Raw genomic sequence first — 20,238 nt, forward strand, 5'->3', positions numbered from 1 at the left:
CTCGGTCTGAGCGTCCGTTGTTGAACGATCTTGACGATGTAACCTTTGACGGAGACGGACGCACAGACCGTGCGTCCCTACAAAGGGCTACTCGTATCGCTTGGATGCAACGGACGCCCTCCAACTAGATACTAGCCGTGACTGCACCCTGTAGGGACGCTCGGTCTGAGCGTCCGTTGTTGAACGATCTTGACGATGTAACCTTTGACGGAGATATCGCTGTACTACAACGGACGCCCTCTCGCCAAACACGAGCCGTGCGTCCCTACAGGGTTTCGTCACGATCGTGCGTCCCCTACATATCATTACTCGTATCGAGCTGGGTGTTACTGCTGGGTGAGGCTGATGCGGAGGGCGACGCCGAAGGAGGTATTGTTCACGGGGAAGGAGGCGGTGCTCACGAGCGGGTGATTCATATTCCAGTCGAAGTAGCCTCGTATGGTGAGCATACGGCTGAGGGCGTAGTCGGCACTGAACTTGATGACGTGCGCCACATTGCCATTGGTCGCCTGCGTGAAGGCTTCCTGGATCTTGCGAATGAGCATCGAGGAGTGATTGTACGAGTACTCGCAGCGCAGCGTCATAGCACCGCCCGAGGCAAAGAGCGGATTCTCCTTTTTGCCTTCCTGCGCCTGTGCTCCCGTGCGCTGAGGTGCCCGACGCTTGATGCCGATGAGCTTGCTAAAGTCATCAATCTTGTAGTTGATCCCGACAGAGATTTCGTTGCGACTGTTTTCGATAACCTGGAAGGAGGTGAGGTTGAGCATCAGGTCTCGCGACTTATTCCAGCGAGCATTGAGGCCCAGACCACTCTGCAAGGTCATCTCGACCCCAATGAGCGGAGCAAAAGACTCACGGATGGAGACCTGCGTGATATCGTAGGGAGAAGAGGCGACACGACGCATCCCATTTGCTCCACCAGAAGCTCCGTCGGCAGGCATCTCTATGTAGCCCATGCGTAGCTCCGGCTCGATCGGTTGCCAGGAGATGAAGGAATTGTAGTTTGCCACACTATAACTATTGCGATAGGTGTGGGAGAGGGAGAAGTTGCGGAAGAGGTCTGCCAAGACGGGAATCTTAGTTAGCCCCGTGTAGGTGATGCTCCAGTTGGGGAGGGTGCGCCAGATCGAGTGGAATGGCGTCGCTCCGTCTAGACCACGAGCCGTATAAGCAGCGATGAAGGCGGGGATCAGTACATCGGGACTGTTGGGACGCACCTCGGGCGCGTCAGCTCCAGCGATGGCGTTGTATTGGTTGGTCAGTCGCTGCACCATCTCCTGCTGGTAGCTGAGGAGGTTGTCAAAGGTACTCGTCTTGTAGCCGTCGCCAGCATTGGCACTAGCAAAGAAGCCCTTGAGACCGATGGTTCCGGCGGTAAAGGTTCCGCTGTAAGTCTCGGGAGCACCTTCAAACATATACTGCGTCTGCACCGCTCTATTGGTGTGGTAGTCCCAGGTGAGCGTCACTTTGAGGTCTTTGAGGGGCTCGAGGTTGAGACGTGCCGTGGCATCTTCCGAGAGGGAGTACATGGCGGGGTTGATGTTTTCCGCCTGCTTGAGAAGCCAACCACGCTGCGCCGCCTCACGGACGAAGTCATTGTCAGTAAAGCCAAAAGCGAAGGCAAGGCCCGGAGCCATCACGCCCTGCATCGGATAACCCTGCCCACCCGCAGCCTTGATGTCGGGGAGGAAGCCAGGCAAGTGGAGCGACGAAGTGCGGGTGTAAGTGAGCGAGATGTCACGCAGGAAGGTGAGCAAGGAGATACCCGCATCAATGTAGGGATAGATGCGCTCCATGCGCATCTCACGAGCTTTGTCGGCTGCGTAGACGTTGAGGCGGATCGTGACGGAGTCGGTGCCGGTGACGGTGATGCTGTTGGGATTGACCACGGCATACTTGACGGGGTAGTTGTGTCCGAGCGAATCCTTGGCAGTCACCTCGGGCTTAGCACTGCCCAGCTGGTGGTTGATGGTAATCGTTGTGTCAGGACGTAGGACCACTTCCTTGGTAAAGCGCAGTGGCGCAGGCTTCTTGCGCTGTGCTGCTGCGGGAGCTTTGTCCGCAGGCTCCTGATCAGAGCGACTGGCACGAGCATCTCGGCGGGTGGCAGAGCGGTTGTCACGGTTGTTGCTCTTGTTCTGTCGCTTCTCGTAATCTTTGTACCAGTCGAACTTACGGTAGAGTGTCTGGAAGAGGATGTTGACCCGTCCGTCGAGCTTCATCTGATTGCGCACCACATTGCCCATGGAGGCTCCCTGCTGGGTCAAAGCTCCGCGGTCCCAATTGTACGAAGCCATATAGGTGGCGGTGGCTGAGACGAAGTCCATAAAGGGAATGAGGGCGAGCGGGAGCGTGTAGGTGGCGTTGGCAGTCTGGTTGTACTGCATCGGTAGTCCCCAGCTACGTATGCTCTGCCAGACGGAGTCGCGCCATAGCGTGTAGTCGTCGGGAGCTAGCTCACGATTGACCTGTACGTGTGGCTCTACGATGCGGGCGTTGGTACCAGAGTTAAAGGAGAGCTTGAGATTGGTCGTGGGGTTCCAGACAATGTTTGCGGCACGCTGCCAGACGAAGTTCTGCACGAAGGTAGCAGGTAGTGACCAGTCAGCCATAGCACCGCCACCCGGCACAAGGTTGCGCACCTGATGCTCGCTGTAGTTGCGCAGTATGGAGCTATTGAAAGCAAGTCGTGAGGGGAGGTAGTTGATCTGGTAACCTCTCAGCGTCGAGGAGACGGTGCGGATCGCCTCGGAGGAGCCTTTGCCTTGTTTTAGCTTGGCAAAAGGCTTCCACGGAGCCACCACGGGCGTGTATTGATACTGCGCCGTAGCTTGCCACGTACGATTGCGGTCGTAGACAATCTCGGGGCTGTTCTTCTCATCCCACGACATCGAGTAGCCAAGCGTGAAGTTGGCTGGATCGTACGGCATCGGGGTCTTGCTCTGTATGTTGACCCCCACGTTAGAGAGCGACAGCGCATGAGCCTGTGTCCGTGTCAGTGCCATCGTCTTGATGGAGTCGCGTACCGACTCGTTGGCGGCATTGTCGAGCGCCTCCGTGAGGAGCAGATCTTGGTCTAGCGGGTTGTACTGCGGACGGATCACTTCATCTTGGTAGCTGTAGTAGAGCGGTATGCGCACCTTCGCCTTCTCGGGGAAGAACTTACCCAGCTCCACCTGCGTCGAGAGGTTGAGGAAGCCCGTATCCTCTAGCTGTCTCTGCGCGAGTGACTGATCGAGTGCGCCAAAGCCTGCGGTGCGGTAAGATCCTCGAGCGTTAAACGAGCCTAAGTCACTCAGCTGTACCTGCAGATCAGCATTGGTCGCCCAGCCGCCCTGCTCTTGGTACTCGCTCAGGCGTAGCTCATTGACCCAGATCTCGGCACTCTTGATCTGCCCAGCACTGTTTCGCACACCGATCATGATGGTCTTGACATTGCTCAGCGAGGGATTACCCATCACGGTGATGGTGTTGCGTGGACGCTCAGCGTCAGGCACCGAGTAAGGCGTGTAGAGGTCGGTCTCGCCATTAGCCTGCGCAGCGTTGCGCCGCATCTTGAGTCCCGTGAGGAGGTCAAAGCGGAAGTCCACCTTGTTATCCCGTGGCCAGACCATCTCTCTATCCTTAGCATTATCACTGTAAGTGCCGAAGGGGGTCAGCTCGAGGGGAACGCTGTACTCGTAATAGTTATTTGTGTAGTCAGAGCCTAAGCGGAGGAAAGCGGTCATCTCGCCATTGCCCGTGGGCGTCCCCTCCTCGGGAAGCTCCTCAGCATGGACAAACAGCTCGATGCGCTTGTAGCGACGTAGGTCTAGTCCCGTATTCTTGTAGACAGCTCGTGCATCGCCTGGAGCTAGTCGCTTGATGCGTAGGCTGAGTGCCTGCTCGTTCTGACGAATGGCTTGCGCCTGACTGGGGCTGACGCTACGAGAGACGCCCGGCGGAAGGATGTAGTTGATCGGCTTGCGGTCACCGTTCTCCTCAATGTTGACCGTATTGACCTCCATCGTGCCATTAGATATAGGTGTGACGGAGGGAGCGTGTAGCGGGCGGTCATACTGTCGCCACTCGCCACGCACCATCTTAAAGGTACCGAAGCGCAGCACGACAGGCTTGTCCCACTGCGTCAAGTAGAGGCGCATGAAGCGGATACTCTTGAGGTCGGCTATGCCCCCTACCCTGCGGGTCGGCTCTCGTACGGGAATCTTAAACTGATACCACTTGACCGTCTCTTGCTTGCCGTTGGCGAGCTTCACATTGACCGAGCGCTCGTCAACGATGTAGTTGCGCCCCACCTGCATCTCGGCTGGCGAAAGCGCTATCTCGTACTCGAAGTAACGCTCCTGCTCGTTGAGCGTGTTGTCTTGGTTGATGTCCTCCACATCAGGCACGACACGGCTCGCCACGCTGTAGGAGCCAGTCTCATTGGTCGCCTCAGCACTATTGCCCTCGACTCCGTTGTAGTACTTATATCGCTCGAGGATAGAAGCCTGTAGCTGGTCATATCGCTCGTCACGGTAGTGACGGAAGCTATCACCCGCTGGATCATTGAGCGGACTCATCGGATCGCCCTGCCACTGCTCGAGTACCTCGCCCGACACCTTGCCACGGATTGCGGAGAGGTAGTCGGCATAAGCGGGGAAAGTCTTTTCCTGCTCAGAGGTTAGTCCATTGAAGCCCACATCTTGCTTGCTACGCGCCCCAGCAGCATTGTCAAAGGAGTAGCCCGCCGTCTGACGAATAGGCACGCGCCCCCAGACCGTCTCGATAGTTGCCGAGGGGTCATCGTTGAGCGGCATACCGTTCTCAAAGAACTTCTTCTCATCCTTCAGCACCTCCTCCGATACCTCGCCCAGATTGAAGAAGAGCTTGCCACTCGTCGGTGCCGTCTCGGGATAGATGAAGGGATCCATCATCCAGAACTCGATGTACTCGATATTGGCTGCCTCAAAGTCGCTTTGGTCTATCTTGCGCATCATACCGCCCCAGTTCTCGGTGGGATTCATCAGCTTACCATCGCTACCGACCTGATCGCTATTGAGGTTGTACGGGCCACGCTCATTGGGATAGTAAGCGAGGCAGAGCGTCTGCAGGTAGGACTGCTGGGCAAAGTTCTCATCTCTATAGGGGAACAGCTCCGACATACGCACCTCTCGCGAGTAATGGTTGGAGAGCATGTCGGGATTGTTGCGCAGGTAAGAGGGTGTCAGCGAAGAGCCAGCACGGTTTAGCATCGGGTCTATGTAAAACCAGTTGAGCAAGGCTCGCCGATTGCCGTAGCGCAGGTCATTGACCAGTCGTGCCTCGGGGAAGAGATCGGCCGCTCCATCTACCGGGTCGTGCCACGGCGTAGAACTCAGCATCCAAGCGTAGGGGTTGAGCAGGTCAATGCTGCTTTGCGATGTCTCAAAGTCGTCTATATAGCTATGCCCCTTGGTGTAGCGCCCCTCGTAGTGTCCTGGGATCAGGTGGGCAAACTCCATATTGAGCGCGACCTCCGACGGCTTGGTCAAGTCTAGGAGCGGGATGTAGTCTAGGATACGCGTCAGCCACTGAGACTCGGTGCGCCACGAGAGATTAAGTCCCCAAAGGCTGTTTTGCATTGACTCACGTCCCATGGCAGGCTTGGCAGTCAGTGGCATCTCGCTGAGATACATAAAAGTACCGCCCAGCGTTAAGTTTGGCGTAAAGTGATAGTTAAGGTCCAAGCCCAGCACCGTCTTGCGCTGCAGGTTGAGAAAGCCCCTATTCTCCAGAGAGACATCGACTCGCGTACCACTGTTGAGGATTGCCTCGTTGAGGATCGTGACGGTACCCATGGCGTAGTTGACCGTGTAGTCCACATTCTCCACGAGCGTTGCTCCACCAGCCGTCACACGCACAGACCCTGGGGTCACATTCATCGCTCCGAGCGAGATCTGCCCGCTATTTGCCGCTTCGTACTCGCCTCGCAGGATAAACTTATCGCGCTCAGCCACCTGCTGCGCTGCGACCATCGTCGTGTCGTAGATCTCACGATAGACGTATCGCTCGGCAATGGCGGGATCGCCTATCTGCTCCGCCAAATAACTACCAAAAGGCTCCGTAGAGGTAAAGATAACGAGCCCTCGCTCTGCATCGACCGTATAGCCGGGGACAAAGTCAAAGACGCCATCAGGGTGCGGCTCATTGCGCGAATCCAGACGATCCATACCCAAGACCCGTGTGAGGAGCTGCCCCGCCACTTTGCCCTCATTAATATAAGGTACAGCGGTGCCAGTGCTATCGTTGCGGTAGAAGACGTCGAGCTTGAAGTGATCTGCCTTGAGATTGTAGACGCTGCTCCCGAGGCTGTAGACGTTGCGCATCATAAACTGCCAGTAAGGAGCCGTCGGGGTCATCGATGCGCCCTTGAGTAGCTTGACAAAAAGGTTGTCCGCCGTACGATCCGAGCGGTCCGAGCTAAACTCACCCACCTGATAGACCTTGCCCTGATAAGTGTACTCAAAGGCTACGCCCACCACCTCATCCGGCTGGAGACGCACCTGCAGCGAGAGTGTACCGAGCTGGTCGTTGATGCGGTACTCGTTGGCATTCAGACGGCGAGCACTCTCTATCTTCGTATAGTCTATACCGCCACGCAGCTGCCCCTCCAGTATCTGGCTCACCTGATCCACTTGGCGCAGAGCAGGCTGTCCGAGCAGCCAGCTGTAGAGCGAGTTCGCCTGATTGGCAGGCAGTCCTTGTGTCGATCCTGTCGTCGTAACGCCACGAGCCGTCACACGCTCCGCCTCACCCATATCGGTAAAGGCGACAATGTTGCGCGCCTCGTCAAAGTTGCCCCGCTTGTTGGTCACCCACACCTCGATGCGGTTGATCTTAACGCCCGAAGAGATAAAGGGCAACGTAGACATCGCCTTGTTGTAGTGGTCGCGGAAGTAGTGTCCTAGGTAAAAGTGCCTATTCTCGTCATACTGATTGGCCGAAAACTCAAAGGGCGTCGTCTGCGCCCCACGATCTGTCGAGACGCGCTTCGTCTCCGCCTCCTGCTGGCTCACCACGAAGTCTACGTCGAGCTTGCCAAACTGCAATTTGCTATGGATGCCGAAGAGCGACGCACCACCCTGTATTAGCGAGTTCTTCGACTGTAGCGACACATTGCCCGCCTCTAGCACCTTGATGATGTCATCTTCCTCGCCCTCGTAGGCCAGCTTGAGCTTCTTACTGTCGAAGTCAAAGGTAGCCTGCGTATTGTAGTTTAGGTTAAAGTTGAGCTTCGTACCCACCGACGCCTGCACGTTGGCCTGGATCTTCTGGTCGAAGTCAAAGAAGGTATGTCTCCGTGAGCGAATCGGTATGGAGGGGTTGTCCGTAGCGTTGCTCTTGACACCCATCGACACCTCCGCAGAGCCTTGTGTCCGCACCCGCACGCCACCAGGGCCAAAGATCTTCTCCGCAGGGCCCAGCTCGAAGCCAAAGTCAAACGGGTTGAACCCCTTGCCCTGCTGCTCCTTCTCATCTTGCGCAGCACGCTCTAGGAAGTAGCTCTGCACGCCATTGCGCTCCACATAGGCGACGTACTGCTCCAGCGTGTAGGGGATTGGCGTGCCTACCTGCTTGCCACCCACCTTAGTGACCAGCAGATAAAGGCCCGTGGCGGGATTGTAGACAAACTCGTGCGTCACCACGCTCGGCGTGCGCAGATCGACCGCTGACTCCAGCTCGAGCCACTCATACGACTCGGGCGCTGTCGGCTGCACTGGGTAGCGCAGACTATCAGGCTGCGCAGGATGCTCCGTAGCAGATACAGAGAGCGGTGGCATAGCGAACAACCTCACCATACCCACCAATGCGCAGAGCAACGCAAGCCATGCACATAGTATCCTGCGCCTAGGGATCATCTAGTGTCTACTATAATATAGAGTCAGTTATGTAACGCTCGGGTGCCCGTTTTGTTGTACCCAAGCCTCCTAGGTCAGAGCTGCGCCAGCGCTTGCTTGATCACCTGCTCTACGGGTGTGTCAGGCTTGACAGTCATAATCTGCTTCACCACCTTGCGCACATTGGCTTCGGCAAAGCCCAGCATCTTGAGTGCCGAGATCGCCTCCTCAGCCACTTCACGAGCAGCCCGCGAACCGATACCAGCCGTCACATCGTCACGATCTGTCAGCGTCTCGGGGAGCTTGCCCTTGAGGTCCACGATGATGCGCTGTGCCGTCTTGAGTCCGATACCCTTGACCATCTTGAGCCGCTTGTCATCGCCACTCTCGATCACCTCCGCCAGCTCCAGCGGTGCCAGACTAGAGAGGATCACACGAGCCGTTGCGGGGCCCACACCAGACACGGTGATCAGCTTCGCAAAGAGCGCCTGCTCCTCTCTTGTGTAGAAGCCGTACAGGTCACACACCTCGCCCTGACGCATCACCTCCGTGATCCAGAGTCGTACAGGCGCCTCACGCTCCAGCCCATGCAGCGTATCATAAGTAGAGAGCGATATATTGACATCGTAGCCCACCCCGCTACAGTCCACATAGGCGTTGGTCGGTGTGAGCGTATCTATCGTGCCACGTAAGTATGCAATCATAATCTTCTTGTCTTGAGTAAGTATCTAAGCTAGAGCTTACTGCATCGTAATTCGAGACTCTCGCCAAATTGCTCCTGAGGAAATTCGAAACCCCTCGGTAGCTGTTTTGAAACACCCACGTAGGAAATAAAAAATTCTTCGGACTTGTCATTTCATTCCTCCGAAGTTTCATTTGATTCCTCCGAAGTTTTATTTCATTCCTCCGAAGAATTTTTCATTTTCCACGTGGAGATTTGAAAATTCCTCCGTAGGAATTGGTCTCTCCTAAGTCGAAAAGCATCGATCTACGCCAGCAATCCTTGATCTGCAATGCCTCAGCTCTAGTAAGTGTCCACAAAGATAGTGGTATTTGCGCAAAAACTACTACCTTTGTCGTGTAGAATACAACGAATCAACAAGTTCAAACAAGATACAGATATGAAAAAGGCATTAATTCTCCTATCCTCCGCACTACTGCTCCTATCAGTAGGTGCTTGTGCCCCTAAGCAGAGTGCTTATCGTCAGGTCTATGAAAAGGCTAAGCAGCGTGAAGTCGCCGCAGAGCAGGGAACTTCACAGCAAACTCAACCTGCCAGTGTCGTCGTCGCTCGTGAGCCAGCCGCTGACATCCAGCTGCGTCGTGAGCGTCTAGAGGCTGTCAAGGGTGAGGACGCAAACATGCTCAAGACCTACAACGTGGTCGTCGGCTCTTTCCAAAACCACACCAACGCTTACTCACTCAAGGAGCGTCTACAGGCTCAGGGCTACAACCCCGTACTCGGTCAGAACGAGGCTGGCATGCTACGTGTCATCATCACTAGCTTTGACAACCGCCGTGAGGCTGAGGCTTCGAGAGAGCAGGTCAAGGGACGCTTTGCTCCTGACTTCCAGGACGCTTGGATTCTAGAGAAGATCCGCTAATCGCTTCTCTATATCGAACCCATAATTAATAAGGAGTCTTAGAGTTTCTTAGATAGACTCTAAGGCTCCTTCTTCGGACACTATAACTATGGAGATCATACAGCATCAACCGCTTCGGGAGTACCACACATTTGCCACAGAGGCCACCGCTGACTGGTGGATCAACTACAGCAGTGCTGAGGATCTTCAGACGCTGGCACGTGATGAGTTCTTTGTCTCGCAGCCTTATCTACCGATAGGTGCTGGGAGCAACCTGCTCTTTACGCACGATAAGTATCGTGGCGTCATCCTCTACTCGCAGATCGACGACCTCCACTACTATGATGAGACCGAGAGTGCGCTGACCCACCCCGGGCAGCAGCATGTGCGGGCGGGTAGTGGCATCGTCTGGGATCACTTTGTGGAGCTGATGCTCAGCCGGGGTCTCTATGGTATAGAAAATCTATCGCTCATACCAGGCACCGTGGGTGCTGCTGCCATACAGAATATAGGTGCCTACGGGAGCGAGGTCTCTCAGTACATCGTGGCGGTCGATGTGGTCGACCTAGCGACAGGAATGAAGCTACGCATACCGAGTGCCCTGTGTGACTATAAATATAGGTACAGCATCTTCAAAGATCCGCAGTACCACTCCTACATCGTCACGCACGTGCACTTCATACTAAGCACCGAGCCGACCTGCAATCTGAGCTACGCCTCCCTGGCAAAAGCTTTCGAGGGTCGCGACACGATGCCGACGCCTGAGGAGATTCGCCAAGAGGTGATCAGCATCCGACGTGCTAAGCTACCCGACCCTGAGGAGATACCGAATGGCGGGAGCTTCTTCATGAACCCGATCGTACCGCTAGCGCAGTACGAGGAGCTGGCGAAGCAATACGACACGCCCATGCCTCACTACCCTACTCACAACGAGGGGGAGGTGAAGCTCTCAGCAGCGTGGCTCATAGACCAGACGGGACTCAAGGGCTACCGCTCAGGTGCTGTGGGAGTCTACGACAAGCAACCGCTCGTCCTCGTCAACTACGGTGGAGCGACCGGTCAAGAGGTGGTCGCACTGGCAGAGCACGTGCAGCAGGAGGTGAGTCGTAAGTTCGGCATCTCACTACGTCCTGAGGTGCGTTACATAGACTGAGCCCTATGCCCTCTCGCCACAATCTCCCCTCGCCACAGATCGTCGAGCTACTAGGCTCAGGTACCAGCACAGGCGTACCTGAGGTGGGTTGCTACTGTCGCACCTGTCTCAGCCTAGACCCACGCGACCAGCGCACCCGCACATCGGCTCTAGTAGTCTCACCTGCGGGCAAACGAATACTGATCGATTGTAGCGCGGACTTCCGGCAGCAAGCACTCCTAGCGGGCATAGACCATCTAGATGCGATCATCCTAACGCACCAGCACTACGACCATATCGGAGGGCTGGACGACCTGCGCACTATCTCGTGGCGCACGGAGCTGCCCATCTACGCAGAGCCTAACGTACTGGAGGCGATCAAGTCCCGACTGCACTACTACTTCGGGCCTCATCGCTATCCCGGCACGCCACACTTGACGCTGCACCCCATCTCGTCGCTAGAGCCGTTTACACTCTACGACCTGACGATAGAGCCGATACGGGTGATGCACGGCAAGCAACCAATACTAGGCTATCGCATCGGGAGCTTTGGCTTCCTAACCGACCTCAAGAGCATCGCTCCAGAGGAGCTAGAGAAGCTCCGAGGCGTGGAGCTACTCTTTGTCAATGGACTGCGCTACACCAAGCCTCACCCGACGCACCAAACGATCGAGGAGGCTATTGAGCTGACCGCCAGGGTTCAGTCGCAACGTAGCTACATCATTCACCTTTCGCACCATGCGCCGCCTACGGCAGAGCTACAAGAGCGACTGCCCGAGGGGGTCTACGTGGGTTACGACGGACTAACCCTTCGCTACACCGAAGGGGCAGGCTATACCCCGCAACCTACACCAGACAAGCTGTCAAGGAGCAGTGCTGAGCCTTTTACCTATCGGGATTGTGGCAGGATCGATTATCGAGAGGCTCTGGAGATGCAGTTGCGGCTTTGGCAGGAGCGTATTGATGCCAAGGTAGCACATCAGACGGTGCCTGAGGACGTGCTACTCTTTTGCGAGCATGAGCCCGTGCTGACCATTGGCAAGCATGGCAAGCAGACGAACCTACTCGTCTCGGAGGCTCTGCTCAACTCCAAAGGCATTCAGCTAGTCCAGATAGAGCGTGGTGGCGACATTACCTACCATGGTCCTGGGCAGATCACGGGTTACCCGATCTTTGACCTGGAGCATTACGGCGTAGGTATCAAGGAGTACATCCACACGATGGAGCAGTGCATCATCGATCTGCTCTACCTCTACGGCATTCGTGCGGAGCGTCTCGAGGGCGCTACGGGCGTCTGGATCGATGCGCACACACCGCAAGCTCGTAAGATCTGCGCTATCGGCGTGCACACCTCTCGCTATGTGACGATGCACGGCTTCGCGCTCAATGTCAATACCGACCTGAGCTACTTCCAGCTCATCAATCCGTGTGGCTTTACCGACAAGGGAGTCACCTCGATGGAGCAAGAGATAGGACGCGGGGAGGTTTACTTTCCGCTAGTCAAGCACCAGCTGGAGGGACTCTTTCGCAAGCACTTCACGCACCTTCTGTACCACCTACCTAACGACGACATACTATGAAATGGCTTAGACCCAACGACAGCTCGGCAAACTACCAAGACAGACGTGGACGCATCTCCGGCAGAGGACTAGCCCTCGGAGGTGGCATCGGCGGTATCGTCATCGTCCTCGCCAGCCTCTTCTTCGGTGTAGACCTCACGGGACTAATGCGGGTAGCAGACAATGTCTTGCCCGGCTCACAGACGGAGCAGGTAGACCCCTCGCGCGTCAACGAAAACGAAGAGTTCAAGGTCTTCACACTGCGCGTCTTCAACAGTTGCAACGATGTGTGGACAGATCTCTTCAGCTCCGAGCTACAACGCTCCTATGCGGCACCGACACTGGTGACCTTCACCGATCAGGTGCAGAGCCGTTGCGGAGGAGCCACCAGTGAGGTAGGACCTTTCTACTGTCCGGCCGACCAGACGGTCTACATTGACTTAGACTTCTTCAATCTACTCGCCTCTCGCTTCAAAGCGCCGGGAGACCTCGCCATGGCTTACGTCACGGCTCACGAGGTAGGGCATCACGTGCAGAACCTCCTCGGCATCTCCGACAAGCTGCACCAGCAGCAAGGGCGAGTCTCTCAGGAAGCGTACAACCGCGCTAGTGTACAGCTAGAGCTGCAAGCCGACTACCTTGCTGGCGTATGGGCATACCACGCCCAGCGACTCGGCATCATACTCATCGAGCCTGGAGACCTCGAGGATGCACTCACAGCCGCCAACGCTATCGGCGATGACACTTTGCAAAAAGAGGCGCAGGGCTACGCCGTCCCAGACTCATTCACACACGGTACCTCAGCACAGCGCATGCAAGCCTTTCGCTCTGGCTTTGAGTCGGGCAGCTTGGATGGTGCGAGCCGTTACCGCTTGTAAGCAACAACCAATTCTATAGCAGATTACAGATGAACCAGAAGATAAAAGTACTCGTCGTAGGCTACGGACACGTAGGCAAGCAAGTTGTGACCACCGTACGCACCGCTCCCGACATGGAGCTGGTCGGTGTAGTCCGTCGCTCCAAGAATGATCTTCAAAGCCAAGTATTGACCGCTCACGGCATCGCCGTTTACGGAGAGGATGAAGCCCTCCCCAAGGCAGACGTCGCTATCCTAGCCGTACCGACACGCTCCGTGCCTGACTACGCCAAGCGTTACCTCGCACAGGGCATTTGCACGGTAGACAGCTTCGACATCCATACCCAGATAGCTACGCTACGCCACGACTTGATGGCGGTAGCTCAGGAGCACCAAGTAGTCTCCATCATCAGTGCTGGCTGGGACCCCGGGAGCGACTCGATCGTCCGCACCTTGATGCAGGCGATGGCTCCCGAGGGAATCACCTACACAGACTTCGGGCCAGGCATGAGCATGGGACACTCCGTGGCGGCACGTGCCATAGCGGGTGTCCGAGATGCGCTCTCTATGACCCTGCCCGTAGGCTACGGACAGCACCGCAGACAGGTCTATGTGGAGCTGGAGGCAGGAGCCAACGAAGAGCAGGTGCGCCAAGCGATCCTCGCCGATGATTACTTCGCTCATGACGAGACGATCGTCACCTTCGTCCCTTCTGTCGCAGCCCTAGAGGACGTAGGCCATGGCGTACACATGATGCGCAAAGGGGTCTCGGGCGTAACGCACAACCAGCGTATCACCTTCGAGATGCAGATCAACAACCCCGCCCTGACCGCCCAGATGATGGTCGCCTCGGCTCGTGCTACGCAGCGCCTCACGCCAGGAGCCTACACGCTCCCCGAGGTGCCAGTCATAGACCTCCTCGCAGGCGACCGCGCCGACTGGATCGCCCAGCTAGTCTAGTATCTAATCTCTAACTTCTAATCTCTACTCGCCATGTCCAGCTCACTACCCCTACTAGCCATCACGTGGGATGTCAGTCCCGCCATCTTTACCATCGGCTCCTTTGAGTTGCGCTGGTACGCCATACTTTTTGCCGTGGGGCTCTTCGTCTTCGGTCCGTGGATCGTGCATCGCATCTGGCAGAAAGAAGGCTTGCCCGAACCATGGTTTGACAAGCTCTTTTGGTACGTAGCCATCGGTACGATCGTAGGTGCTAGACTAGGGCATTGTCTCTTCTACGACCCGCTCTACTACCTCGCCAATCCCGTTGAAATCCTGAAGACGTGGGAGGGCGGACTAGCAAGTCACGGCGGTGTGATCGGCCTCATCATCGTCATGTGGATCTACGCACGCAAGGTATCGCACAAACCAATCCTCTGGGGCATGGACCGGCTCTGCGTACCCGTAGGACTCGTGGCAGCCATGATACGTCTCGGCAACCTGATGAATAGCGAGATATTCGGTTACCCCACCGATGTTGCGTGGGGCTTTCGCTTCGTACGCTCCGCCGAGTGGCAGACCTTGGCTGGTGGTATGCCTTGCCACCCGACCGCCATCTACGAGGCACTCGCCTACTTGCTCGTCTTCGCCATCTGTATGTGGCTCTACTGGCGTCGCAATGCGGGCTACAAGTATCATGGGCTCATCGTCGGAACGCTCCTGACGCTCACCTTCGTAGCACGTCTGCTCATCGAGACGGTCAAGTTCGTTCAGGAGCCGTGGGAGCACAAGCTAGTCGAGTCCATCGGACTCAATCAGGGGCAGCTACTCAGCATCCCCTTCATCATCATCGGAGTCGGCATGATCATCTACGCCCTACGCCACCCAGTGCCTCAGGCAGAGGTAGAGCGTCTACTCGCCGAGGAGGCGCAGCGCAAGGAGCAAGCCGCTCACCAAAACAAAAAGTAAATCTATTCACTATTATAAAGCAACCATTCTATTATGGAGTATCGTAATCAAATCACCGATTCAATATACTATATCGGAGTCAATGACCGCACGAAGCCCCTCTTCGAGGGCTCTTGGTCACTACCCTATGGCGTCAGCTACAACTCTTATCTGCTCGTGGGTGAGCAGGTCGTACTCATCGATGGTGTCGAGATAGCCACCGCTGAGAAGCATCTTAGCGAGATCAAAGCGATCATCGGCGACCGTCCTATCGACTACCTCATCGTGAACCACATGGAGCCGGACCACAGTGGCTCTATCGGTCTCCTACGCACCCTCTATCCTGAGATGAAGGTGGTGGGCAATGCCAAGACCTTCGGCATGCTCGACTCTTACTTCGCGCCAATCCCTCAGGAGCAGCGCGTAGTCGTTTCGGAGAAAGAGCCACTAGAGGTGGGCGACTTCTCCTTCCAGTTTGTCATGGCACCGATGGTTCACTGGCCCGAGGTCATGTTTACCTACGAGAGTTCGAACAACGTCCTCTTCACGGCTGACGCCTTCGGAACCTTTGGCACACTCAATGGAGCTATCATAGATCGAGATATGAATCTCGACCTTTACTACGAGGAGATGTACCGCTACTACGCCTGCATCGTGGGCAAGTTCGGAGCGTTTGTCCAAAAGGCTCTGGAGAAGTACAGCTCACTAGGTCTGTCGCCACAGTACATCTGTCCGACCCATGGTCCCGTATGGACGGAGCACGGCTTCCCCCGGGCACTCGCCATCTACGATCAGCTCAGCAAGTACGACACGAGCTGTGGCGCAGTCATCCTCTATGGTAGTATGTATGGGCACACCGAGCAGATGGCCGAGGCTGTCGCTCAGGGACTGGCGCAGAGTGGCATCAAGGAGATCGTCGTGCACAACGTCAGCACGGCTGATTCCTCGCACATGCTCCGTGACATCTTCAAGTATCGCGCCCTCATCGTCGGCGCACCAACCTATAGCAACGACCTCTTCCCCCAGATGCGTGAGATCCTCAACAAGGTAGCCCTTCGCGAGGTCAAGCATCGCCTCATCGGCTACTTCGGCGGCTGCACTTGGGCTGGCAAAGCTGTCAAGCTCATGCCTGAGATCCTCGAGAAGCTGGCCTTCGAGCAGGTCACCGATCCCGTAGAGATCAAGGGAGCCGCCACCCCAGAGCAGCTCGCTCAGGGACGTGACCTAGGGGCTGCTATTGGCAAGAGACTACTAGAACTTTACCGTTAATACCTAAATACCAACAACCAACAAATAATCTATGAGACTTGTTATCGAGCAAGATTATGCTGCCATGTCTACATGGGCAGCAGAGCATGTGATCAAACGCATCAATGAGTTTGCACCCACAGCTGACCGCCCCTTTGTGATCGGTCTGCCCACAGGCTCTACCCCTATTGGTATGTATCAAGAGCTGGCCAAAGCCTGCCAGGCTGGTCATGTCAGCTTCAAGAACGTAATTACAGTCAATATGGACGAGTATGTCGGTCTAGAGCCCTCACATCCCGAGAGCTATCACTACTTTATGAAGAGCAACTTCTTCGACCACATCGACATCGACCCAAAGAATACACACCTCCTCAATGGTTTGGCAAAGGACACTACTGCTGAGTGCCAAGCTTACGAAGAGATGATTCAGTCGCTCGGAGGTATCGACCTCTTCATCGGAGGTATCGGCTCTGATGGCCATATCGCCTTCAACGAGCCAGGCTCCTCACTAGCCTCTCGTACCCGTGAGGTGCGTCTGATGCCCGAGACGATCCGTGACAACAGCCGTTTCTTTGAAAACGACCTCTCGAAGGTTCCCACACGCGCCCTCACCGTAGGTGTCGGCACCGTAACAGACGCTCGTGAGGTGATGATCCTCATCAGTGGTTCGAACAAGGCACGCGCCCTCTGCAAGGCCGTCGAGGGACATATCACCCAGATGTGTCCTATCTCTGCGCTGCAGCTCCACTCCGACAGCATCATCGTCTGCGATGACGACGCCGCCGTAGAGCTACAGGTGAAGACCTTCCGCTTCTACAAACAGGAGGAGAAGCTAGCCCGTGAGGGTCTAGCCTACTAAGAGGTAGCAGCCCACAAATATACTGACGGATGCTCCCGTAGCATACGCCACAAGACTAGAGAAGGTCGAGAAGCACGCGTTGCTCCTCGGCCTTCTTTCTTTATCCCCTCTGCCCGATCAAACTTTCCTCCGTTGGAAAACTCAAATTCCTTCCTAGGGATTTTTTCGTTCCTCCCTTGGGATCAAACGCTCTACCTAGGGATTGAAGAGTTCCTACGTTGGAACTGAAAAGTTCCTACGCTGGAACTAAAGAGTTCCTCCCTTGGAACTAAAAAGTTCCAAGGCTGGAACCGTTATGGAACTTTTACGAATGCACCCGTCTCCCCACACGAAGCAGCTAGCGATAGCACTACTGACCGCTCCGTGCTATGGGACGATTATGTCTAAACATTGGGACGGCACAAGCTTAATTACCGATGTTTAGGTATTGATTTGCGTAGGCTCTCCTTCATACCTTTGCAGTGCAATCAGACAACCAACTTTCTAAGCAAACAAAGTATATGAAGAAAACAATCCTACTCTCTCTAGCAGCACTCATGACGTTGCTACTATGCGCTTCGTGCAACAAGGACAATAACGAGCCGAAGCCTGCGACCAAAAAGATCGTCGTAGACGCTTCCGACTACACGAAGTGGGTCTACATCAACTTTGACAAGGGCGAAGTGGTCAACGTATCCACTCCTGAGACCGATCTCTCGTGGGATCTAGGTCTGCACCGCTACGACTTCAAGACCAACGGTGGTACCTCTGGCAAGGGCCAGGGCGCAGCCGCTCGCACCACACAGAAGGATCTAATGGGTAACATACCTACTCCTAAGGATAGCGAGTGGACGCTAGACCGTGAGGGTCTGCTCCTGATGAAGTTTGGAGCCAACAAGGATGGCAAGCACGACATGGAGTACAAGAAGCAATCGGCCAACTTCCTCCTCACCTCAGAGCCTAAGGGCCAGGGGGGACAGGGATACCTAAATAAGGGTATCATCAGCATGGCCGGTATGCCTCCCACGGTGACGATAGATCCTTCTGTCTTTCTCGTCCGCTCGGCAGCTGGTAAGATCGTCCGCGTCCGCGTCCTAGACTATCAGAGTGCTACAAAGAAGACGGGACACATCACCCTCGAGTATACCATTCAGGCAGACAAGAAGTAATACTTCCCTTACCAGCTCGGAGCTACTAGAGAGACCGCTCTCTGTGGCTCCGAGCTTGCTTGGCTCTAAGCGTCTCTTAAGCGCACTGAGCCTATCCCATTTTACGCCCTAAGCTTTACTATATGAAAAGGTCTCTATATATCCTCCTCGCCCTACTTACCCTCGCAGGAGCTCTCTCCGCCACACCCATCCCACAAGACTCGACACTCGTAGATAGTACGAGGATCAAGTGCCTCGACGCAGTGGTCGTCACCGGTACCCGCACACGCTGCCCCATGAAAAACATCTCCATACCGATCCGCGTCGTCTCGCCTAAAGAGATCGAAGCGGTGCAGGCGCGATCTGTGGAGGATCTGCTGCAGATGGTCATCCCTGGCGTGCAGACGAGTATCCACGGCACACAAAACCGGATGAGCATACGGGGACTCTCGGCAGACTACTACCTCTTCCTCGTAGATGGTGAGCGCATGACCAACGAGGGCTCGGCCAGTAGCGTAGACCTGGAGCGTATAGACCCCTCCTCGATAGAGCGCATCGAGATGCTACAAGGTTCTAGCTCGGCTCTCTATGGGAGCAATGCCATAGGCGGTGTGATCAACATCATCACGAAGCGGAGCCACAAGAAGCTCGGGGCAAACATCTCTAGCCACTACGACACAGAGAGCATACAGCGCTACAACGGTCGTCTGGTGATGAGACTGGGTCGTGTGACCAGCACCACGACGGGCGGCTATGCCAAGCAGCATGACTACGAGCTCCCAGGCGTCAGTGCCGATAGACCACGCACGATGCCAGGCTTCTACACCTTTAACATTGGAGAGAAGCTTCGCTACCTTTCCCCAGACAAGCGTCTCTCGATCACCGCTACGGGACGCTTTCACTCACGCATGCAGGACTTTGACGATAAGGAGAAGAACCGCTACCAAAGCCCCACGGGCAATCTGCAAGTACTCTACAAACCCGCCGACGGACACTCCATAGAGACCAGCTACCACATCGAGGGGTACAAGCGAGACAAGTACTTCTTCCTCGCCACAGAGGAGGAGGGTCCCTGGGAGCCTCAGTTTAACTACCTGACGCAGACGGCGCGCATGCAGTACAACTACGACCCCTCAGAAGATCCCTACAAGCCCACCTTCAATGCGGGCGTGGAGATCCTCCACGAGAACCTCCGCAGCGTACAGGTGACCAATATGAATGACGTGCACCGCGCCTCAACCAAGACGCTCTACGGGCAGATGCTCTGGCGTATGGACAATAACTGGAGCACTACCGTGGGACTCCGTCAAGATATGCACTCGACCTATGGCACGCACCTGACGCCTCGCCTGTCGATCATGTGGCGCAATCGCAACTACGCCCTACGCGTTAGCTACTCCGAGGGCTTTAGGTCGCCTTCGCTCAAGGAGCTCTTTATGGACTGGGACCACAGAGGTATGTTTCGCATCAAAGGCTCTAGCGACCTCAAGCCAGAGATCAGCCACCTCGTGATGATCGCGCCTGAGTACAACAACTCCTTTATGAATCTCTCCCTCTCGGCCTCCTACAATCGTATCAACAACCGTATCTATACGCGCCCCGAGCAGGAGGGCAGTGTACTCCAATATCGCAACGGAGAGAAGCCGCTAGACCTCTGGAGCGGTACGGCGATGCTACGGGTCACACCCTTTGCAAACTTTGATATCAATGTCAACTACGCCTTCGTCTTAGAGCAGATGAAGGTGCAGGGCAAGACGCAGTCCTTCCATATCCGCAACACGCGACCTCACCACATCAATGGTTCCGTACAGTATGGACACCGCTGGGGCTCGTACACCCTCTCGGGGCAGGTCTCAGGGCGCTACCTCAGTGGCGTGACCTCCGCCGTCTACGACAATGCCAGTGACGACTATACGTACGCCTCCTACCCTGGCTACGCACTCTTTAGGGCAAGCGTCACGCAGCGCTGGCAGACTGTCCTAGACCTTAGCCTGACACTGGGCTGCGACAACCTTTTCAACTATATGACCCCGATCATCGAGCAGGGCGCATCGCTATCGCCTGGACGTAGCTACTTCGTTTCACTCTCACTGAACTACTAAAAAGGGCTCCCCCCCCTACTAAGACT

At 55.7% G+C, this 20,238-nt stretch carries 12 protein-coding genes; 10 read left to right on the forward strand and 2 right to left on the reverse strand.

The window, feature by feature from the left end:
- Nucleotides 1-326: 326 nt before the first annotated feature.
- Both sprA and ruvA read right to left on the reverse strand, forming a co-directional pair.
- Complete coding sequence (sprA, locus tag RDM37_RS06405) at nucleotides 327-7,802, reverse strand: cell surface protein SprA (RefSeq protein WP_308555998.1); 7,476 nt, start codon at nucleotides 7,800-7,802, stop codon at nucleotides 327-329.
- A gap of 152 nt (nucleotides 7,803-7,954) precedes the next feature.
- Complete coding sequence (gene ruvA / locus RDM37_RS06410) at nucleotides 7,955-8,563, reverse strand: Holliday junction branch migration protein RuvA (RefSeq protein WP_027451563.1); 609 nt, start codon at nucleotides 8,561-8,563, stop codon at nucleotides 7,955-7,957.
- 417 nt (nucleotides 8,564-8,980) lie between these two features.
- Between ruvA and RDM37_RS06415 the strand changes: the two genes are divergently transcribed.
- From RDM37_RS06415 to RDM37_RS06460, 10 genes are all read left to right on the forward strand, one after another.
- Nucleotides 8,981-9,463 (forward strand): SPOR domain-containing protein, encoded by a 483-nt coding sequence (locus RDM37_RS06415; protein WP_308556000.1) that lies wholly within the window; start codon nucleotides 8,981-8,983, stop codon nucleotides 9,461-9,463.
- A gap of 82 nt (nucleotides 9,464-9,545) precedes the next feature.
- Nucleotides 9,546-10,595 carry a UDP-N-acetylmuramate dehydrogenase gene (gene murB / locus RDM37_RS06420; RefSeq protein WP_308556025.1) on the forward strand — a complete coding sequence of 350 codons (1,050 nt, stop codon included), beginning with the start codon at nucleotides 9,546-9,548 and terminating at the stop codon, nucleotides 10,593-10,595.
- Between the two features lie 5 nt (nucleotides 10,596-10,600).
- A complete protein-coding gene (lipB, locus tag RDM37_RS06425) occupies nucleotides 10,601-12,154 on the forward strand; it encodes a lipoyl(octanoyl) transferase LipB (RefSeq protein ID WP_308556002.1) in 1,554 nt (517 codons plus the stop codon).
- Complete coding sequence (locus RDM37_RS06430) at nucleotides 12,151-13,011, forward strand: neutral zinc metallopeptidase (protein ID WP_308556004.1); 861 nt, start codon at nucleotides 12,151-12,153, stop codon at nucleotides 13,009-13,011. Before lipB ends, RDM37_RS06430 begins: the two co-directional genes overlap by 4 nt.
- A gap of 29 nt (nucleotides 13,012-13,040) precedes the next feature.
- A complete protein-coding gene (locus tag RDM37_RS06435; RefSeq protein ID WP_308556006.1) occupies nucleotides 13,041-13,949 on the forward strand; it encodes a diaminopimelate dehydrogenase in 909 nt (302 codons plus the stop codon).
- A 33-nt stretch (nucleotides 13,950-13,982) separates the two neighbouring features.
- Nucleotides 13,983-14,897 carry a prolipoprotein diacylglyceryl transferase gene (lgt, locus tag RDM37_RS06440; protein WP_308556008.1) on the forward strand — a complete coding sequence of 305 codons (915 nt, stop codon included), beginning with the start codon at nucleotides 13,983-13,985 and terminating at the stop codon, nucleotides 14,895-14,897.
- Nucleotides 14,898-14,930: 33 nt separating this feature from the next.
- Complete coding sequence (locus tag RDM37_RS06445; protein WP_308556009.1) at nucleotides 14,931-16,145, forward strand: FprA family A-type flavoprotein; 1,215 nt, start codon at nucleotides 14,931-14,933, stop codon at nucleotides 16,143-16,145.
- A 31-nt stretch (nucleotides 16,146-16,176) separates the two neighbouring features.
- Nucleotides 16,177-16,983: a glucosamine-6-phosphate deaminase gene (nagB, locus tag RDM37_RS06450; protein ID WP_308556010.1), complete on the forward strand. Its 807-nt coding sequence runs from the start codon at nucleotides 16,177-16,179 to the stop codon at nucleotides 16,981-16,983.
- Nucleotides 16,984-17,483: 500 nt separating this feature from the next.
- Nucleotides 17,484-18,131 (forward strand): HmuY family protein, encoded by a 648-nt coding sequence (locus RDM37_RS06455; RefSeq protein WP_308556012.1) that lies wholly within the window; start codon nucleotides 17,484-17,486, stop codon nucleotides 18,129-18,131.
- Nucleotides 18,132-18,253: 122 nt separating this feature from the next.
- A complete protein-coding gene (locus RDM37_RS06460; RefSeq protein WP_308556014.1) occupies nucleotides 18,254-20,212 on the forward strand; it encodes a TonB-dependent receptor in 1,959 nt (652 codons plus the stop codon).
- Nucleotides 20,213-20,238: the final 26 nt, after the last annotated feature.

This window comes from uncultured Porphyromonas sp. (assembly GCF_902489635.1).
GTDB lineage: Bacteria > Bacteroidota > Bacteroidia > Bacteroidales > Porphyromonadaceae > Porphyromonas.

Excerpts from the sequence above, each read along its gene's own strand:
- sprA (WP_308555998.1), bottom strand. The coding sequence starts at position 7,802 with ATGCCACCGCTCTCTGTATCTGCTACGGAGCATCCTGCGCAGCCTGAT.
- ruvA (WP_027451563.1), bottom strand. The coding sequence starts at position 8,563 with ATGATTGCATACTTACGTGGCACGATAGATACGCTCACACCGACCAAC.
- RDM37_RS06415 (WP_308556000.1), top strand. The coding sequence starts at position 8,981 with ATGAAAAAGGCATTAATTCTCCTATCCTCCGCACTACTGCTCCTATCA.
- lipB (WP_308556002.1), top strand. The coding sequence starts at position 10,601 with ATGCCCTCTCGCCACAATCTCCCCTCGCCACAGATCGTCGAGCTACTA.
- RDM37_RS06430 (WP_308556004.1), top strand. The coding sequence starts at position 12,151 with ATGAAATGGCTTAGACCCAACGACAGCTCGGCAAACTACCAAGACAGA.
- RDM37_RS06435 (WP_308556006.1), top strand. The coding sequence starts at position 13,041 with ATGAACCAGAAGATAAAAGTACTCGTCGTAGGCTACGGACACGTAGGC.
- lgt (WP_308556008.1), top strand. The coding sequence starts at position 13,983 with ATGTCCAGCTCACTACCCCTACTAGCCATCACGTGGGATGTCAGTCCC.
- RDM37_RS06445 (WP_308556009.1), top strand. The coding sequence starts at position 14,931 with ATGGAGTATCGTAATCAAATCACCGATTCAATATACTATATCGGAGTC.
- nagB (WP_308556010.1), top strand. The coding sequence starts at position 16,177 with ATGAGACTTGTTATCGAGCAAGATTATGCTGCCATGTCTACATGGGCA.
- RDM37_RS06455 (WP_308556012.1), top strand. The coding sequence starts at position 17,484 with ATGAAGAAAACAATCCTACTCTCTCTAGCAGCACTCATGACGTTGCTA.
- RDM37_RS06460 (WP_308556014.1), top strand. The coding sequence starts at position 18,254 with ATGAAAAGGTCTCTATATATCCTCCTCGCCCTACTTACCCTCGCAGGA.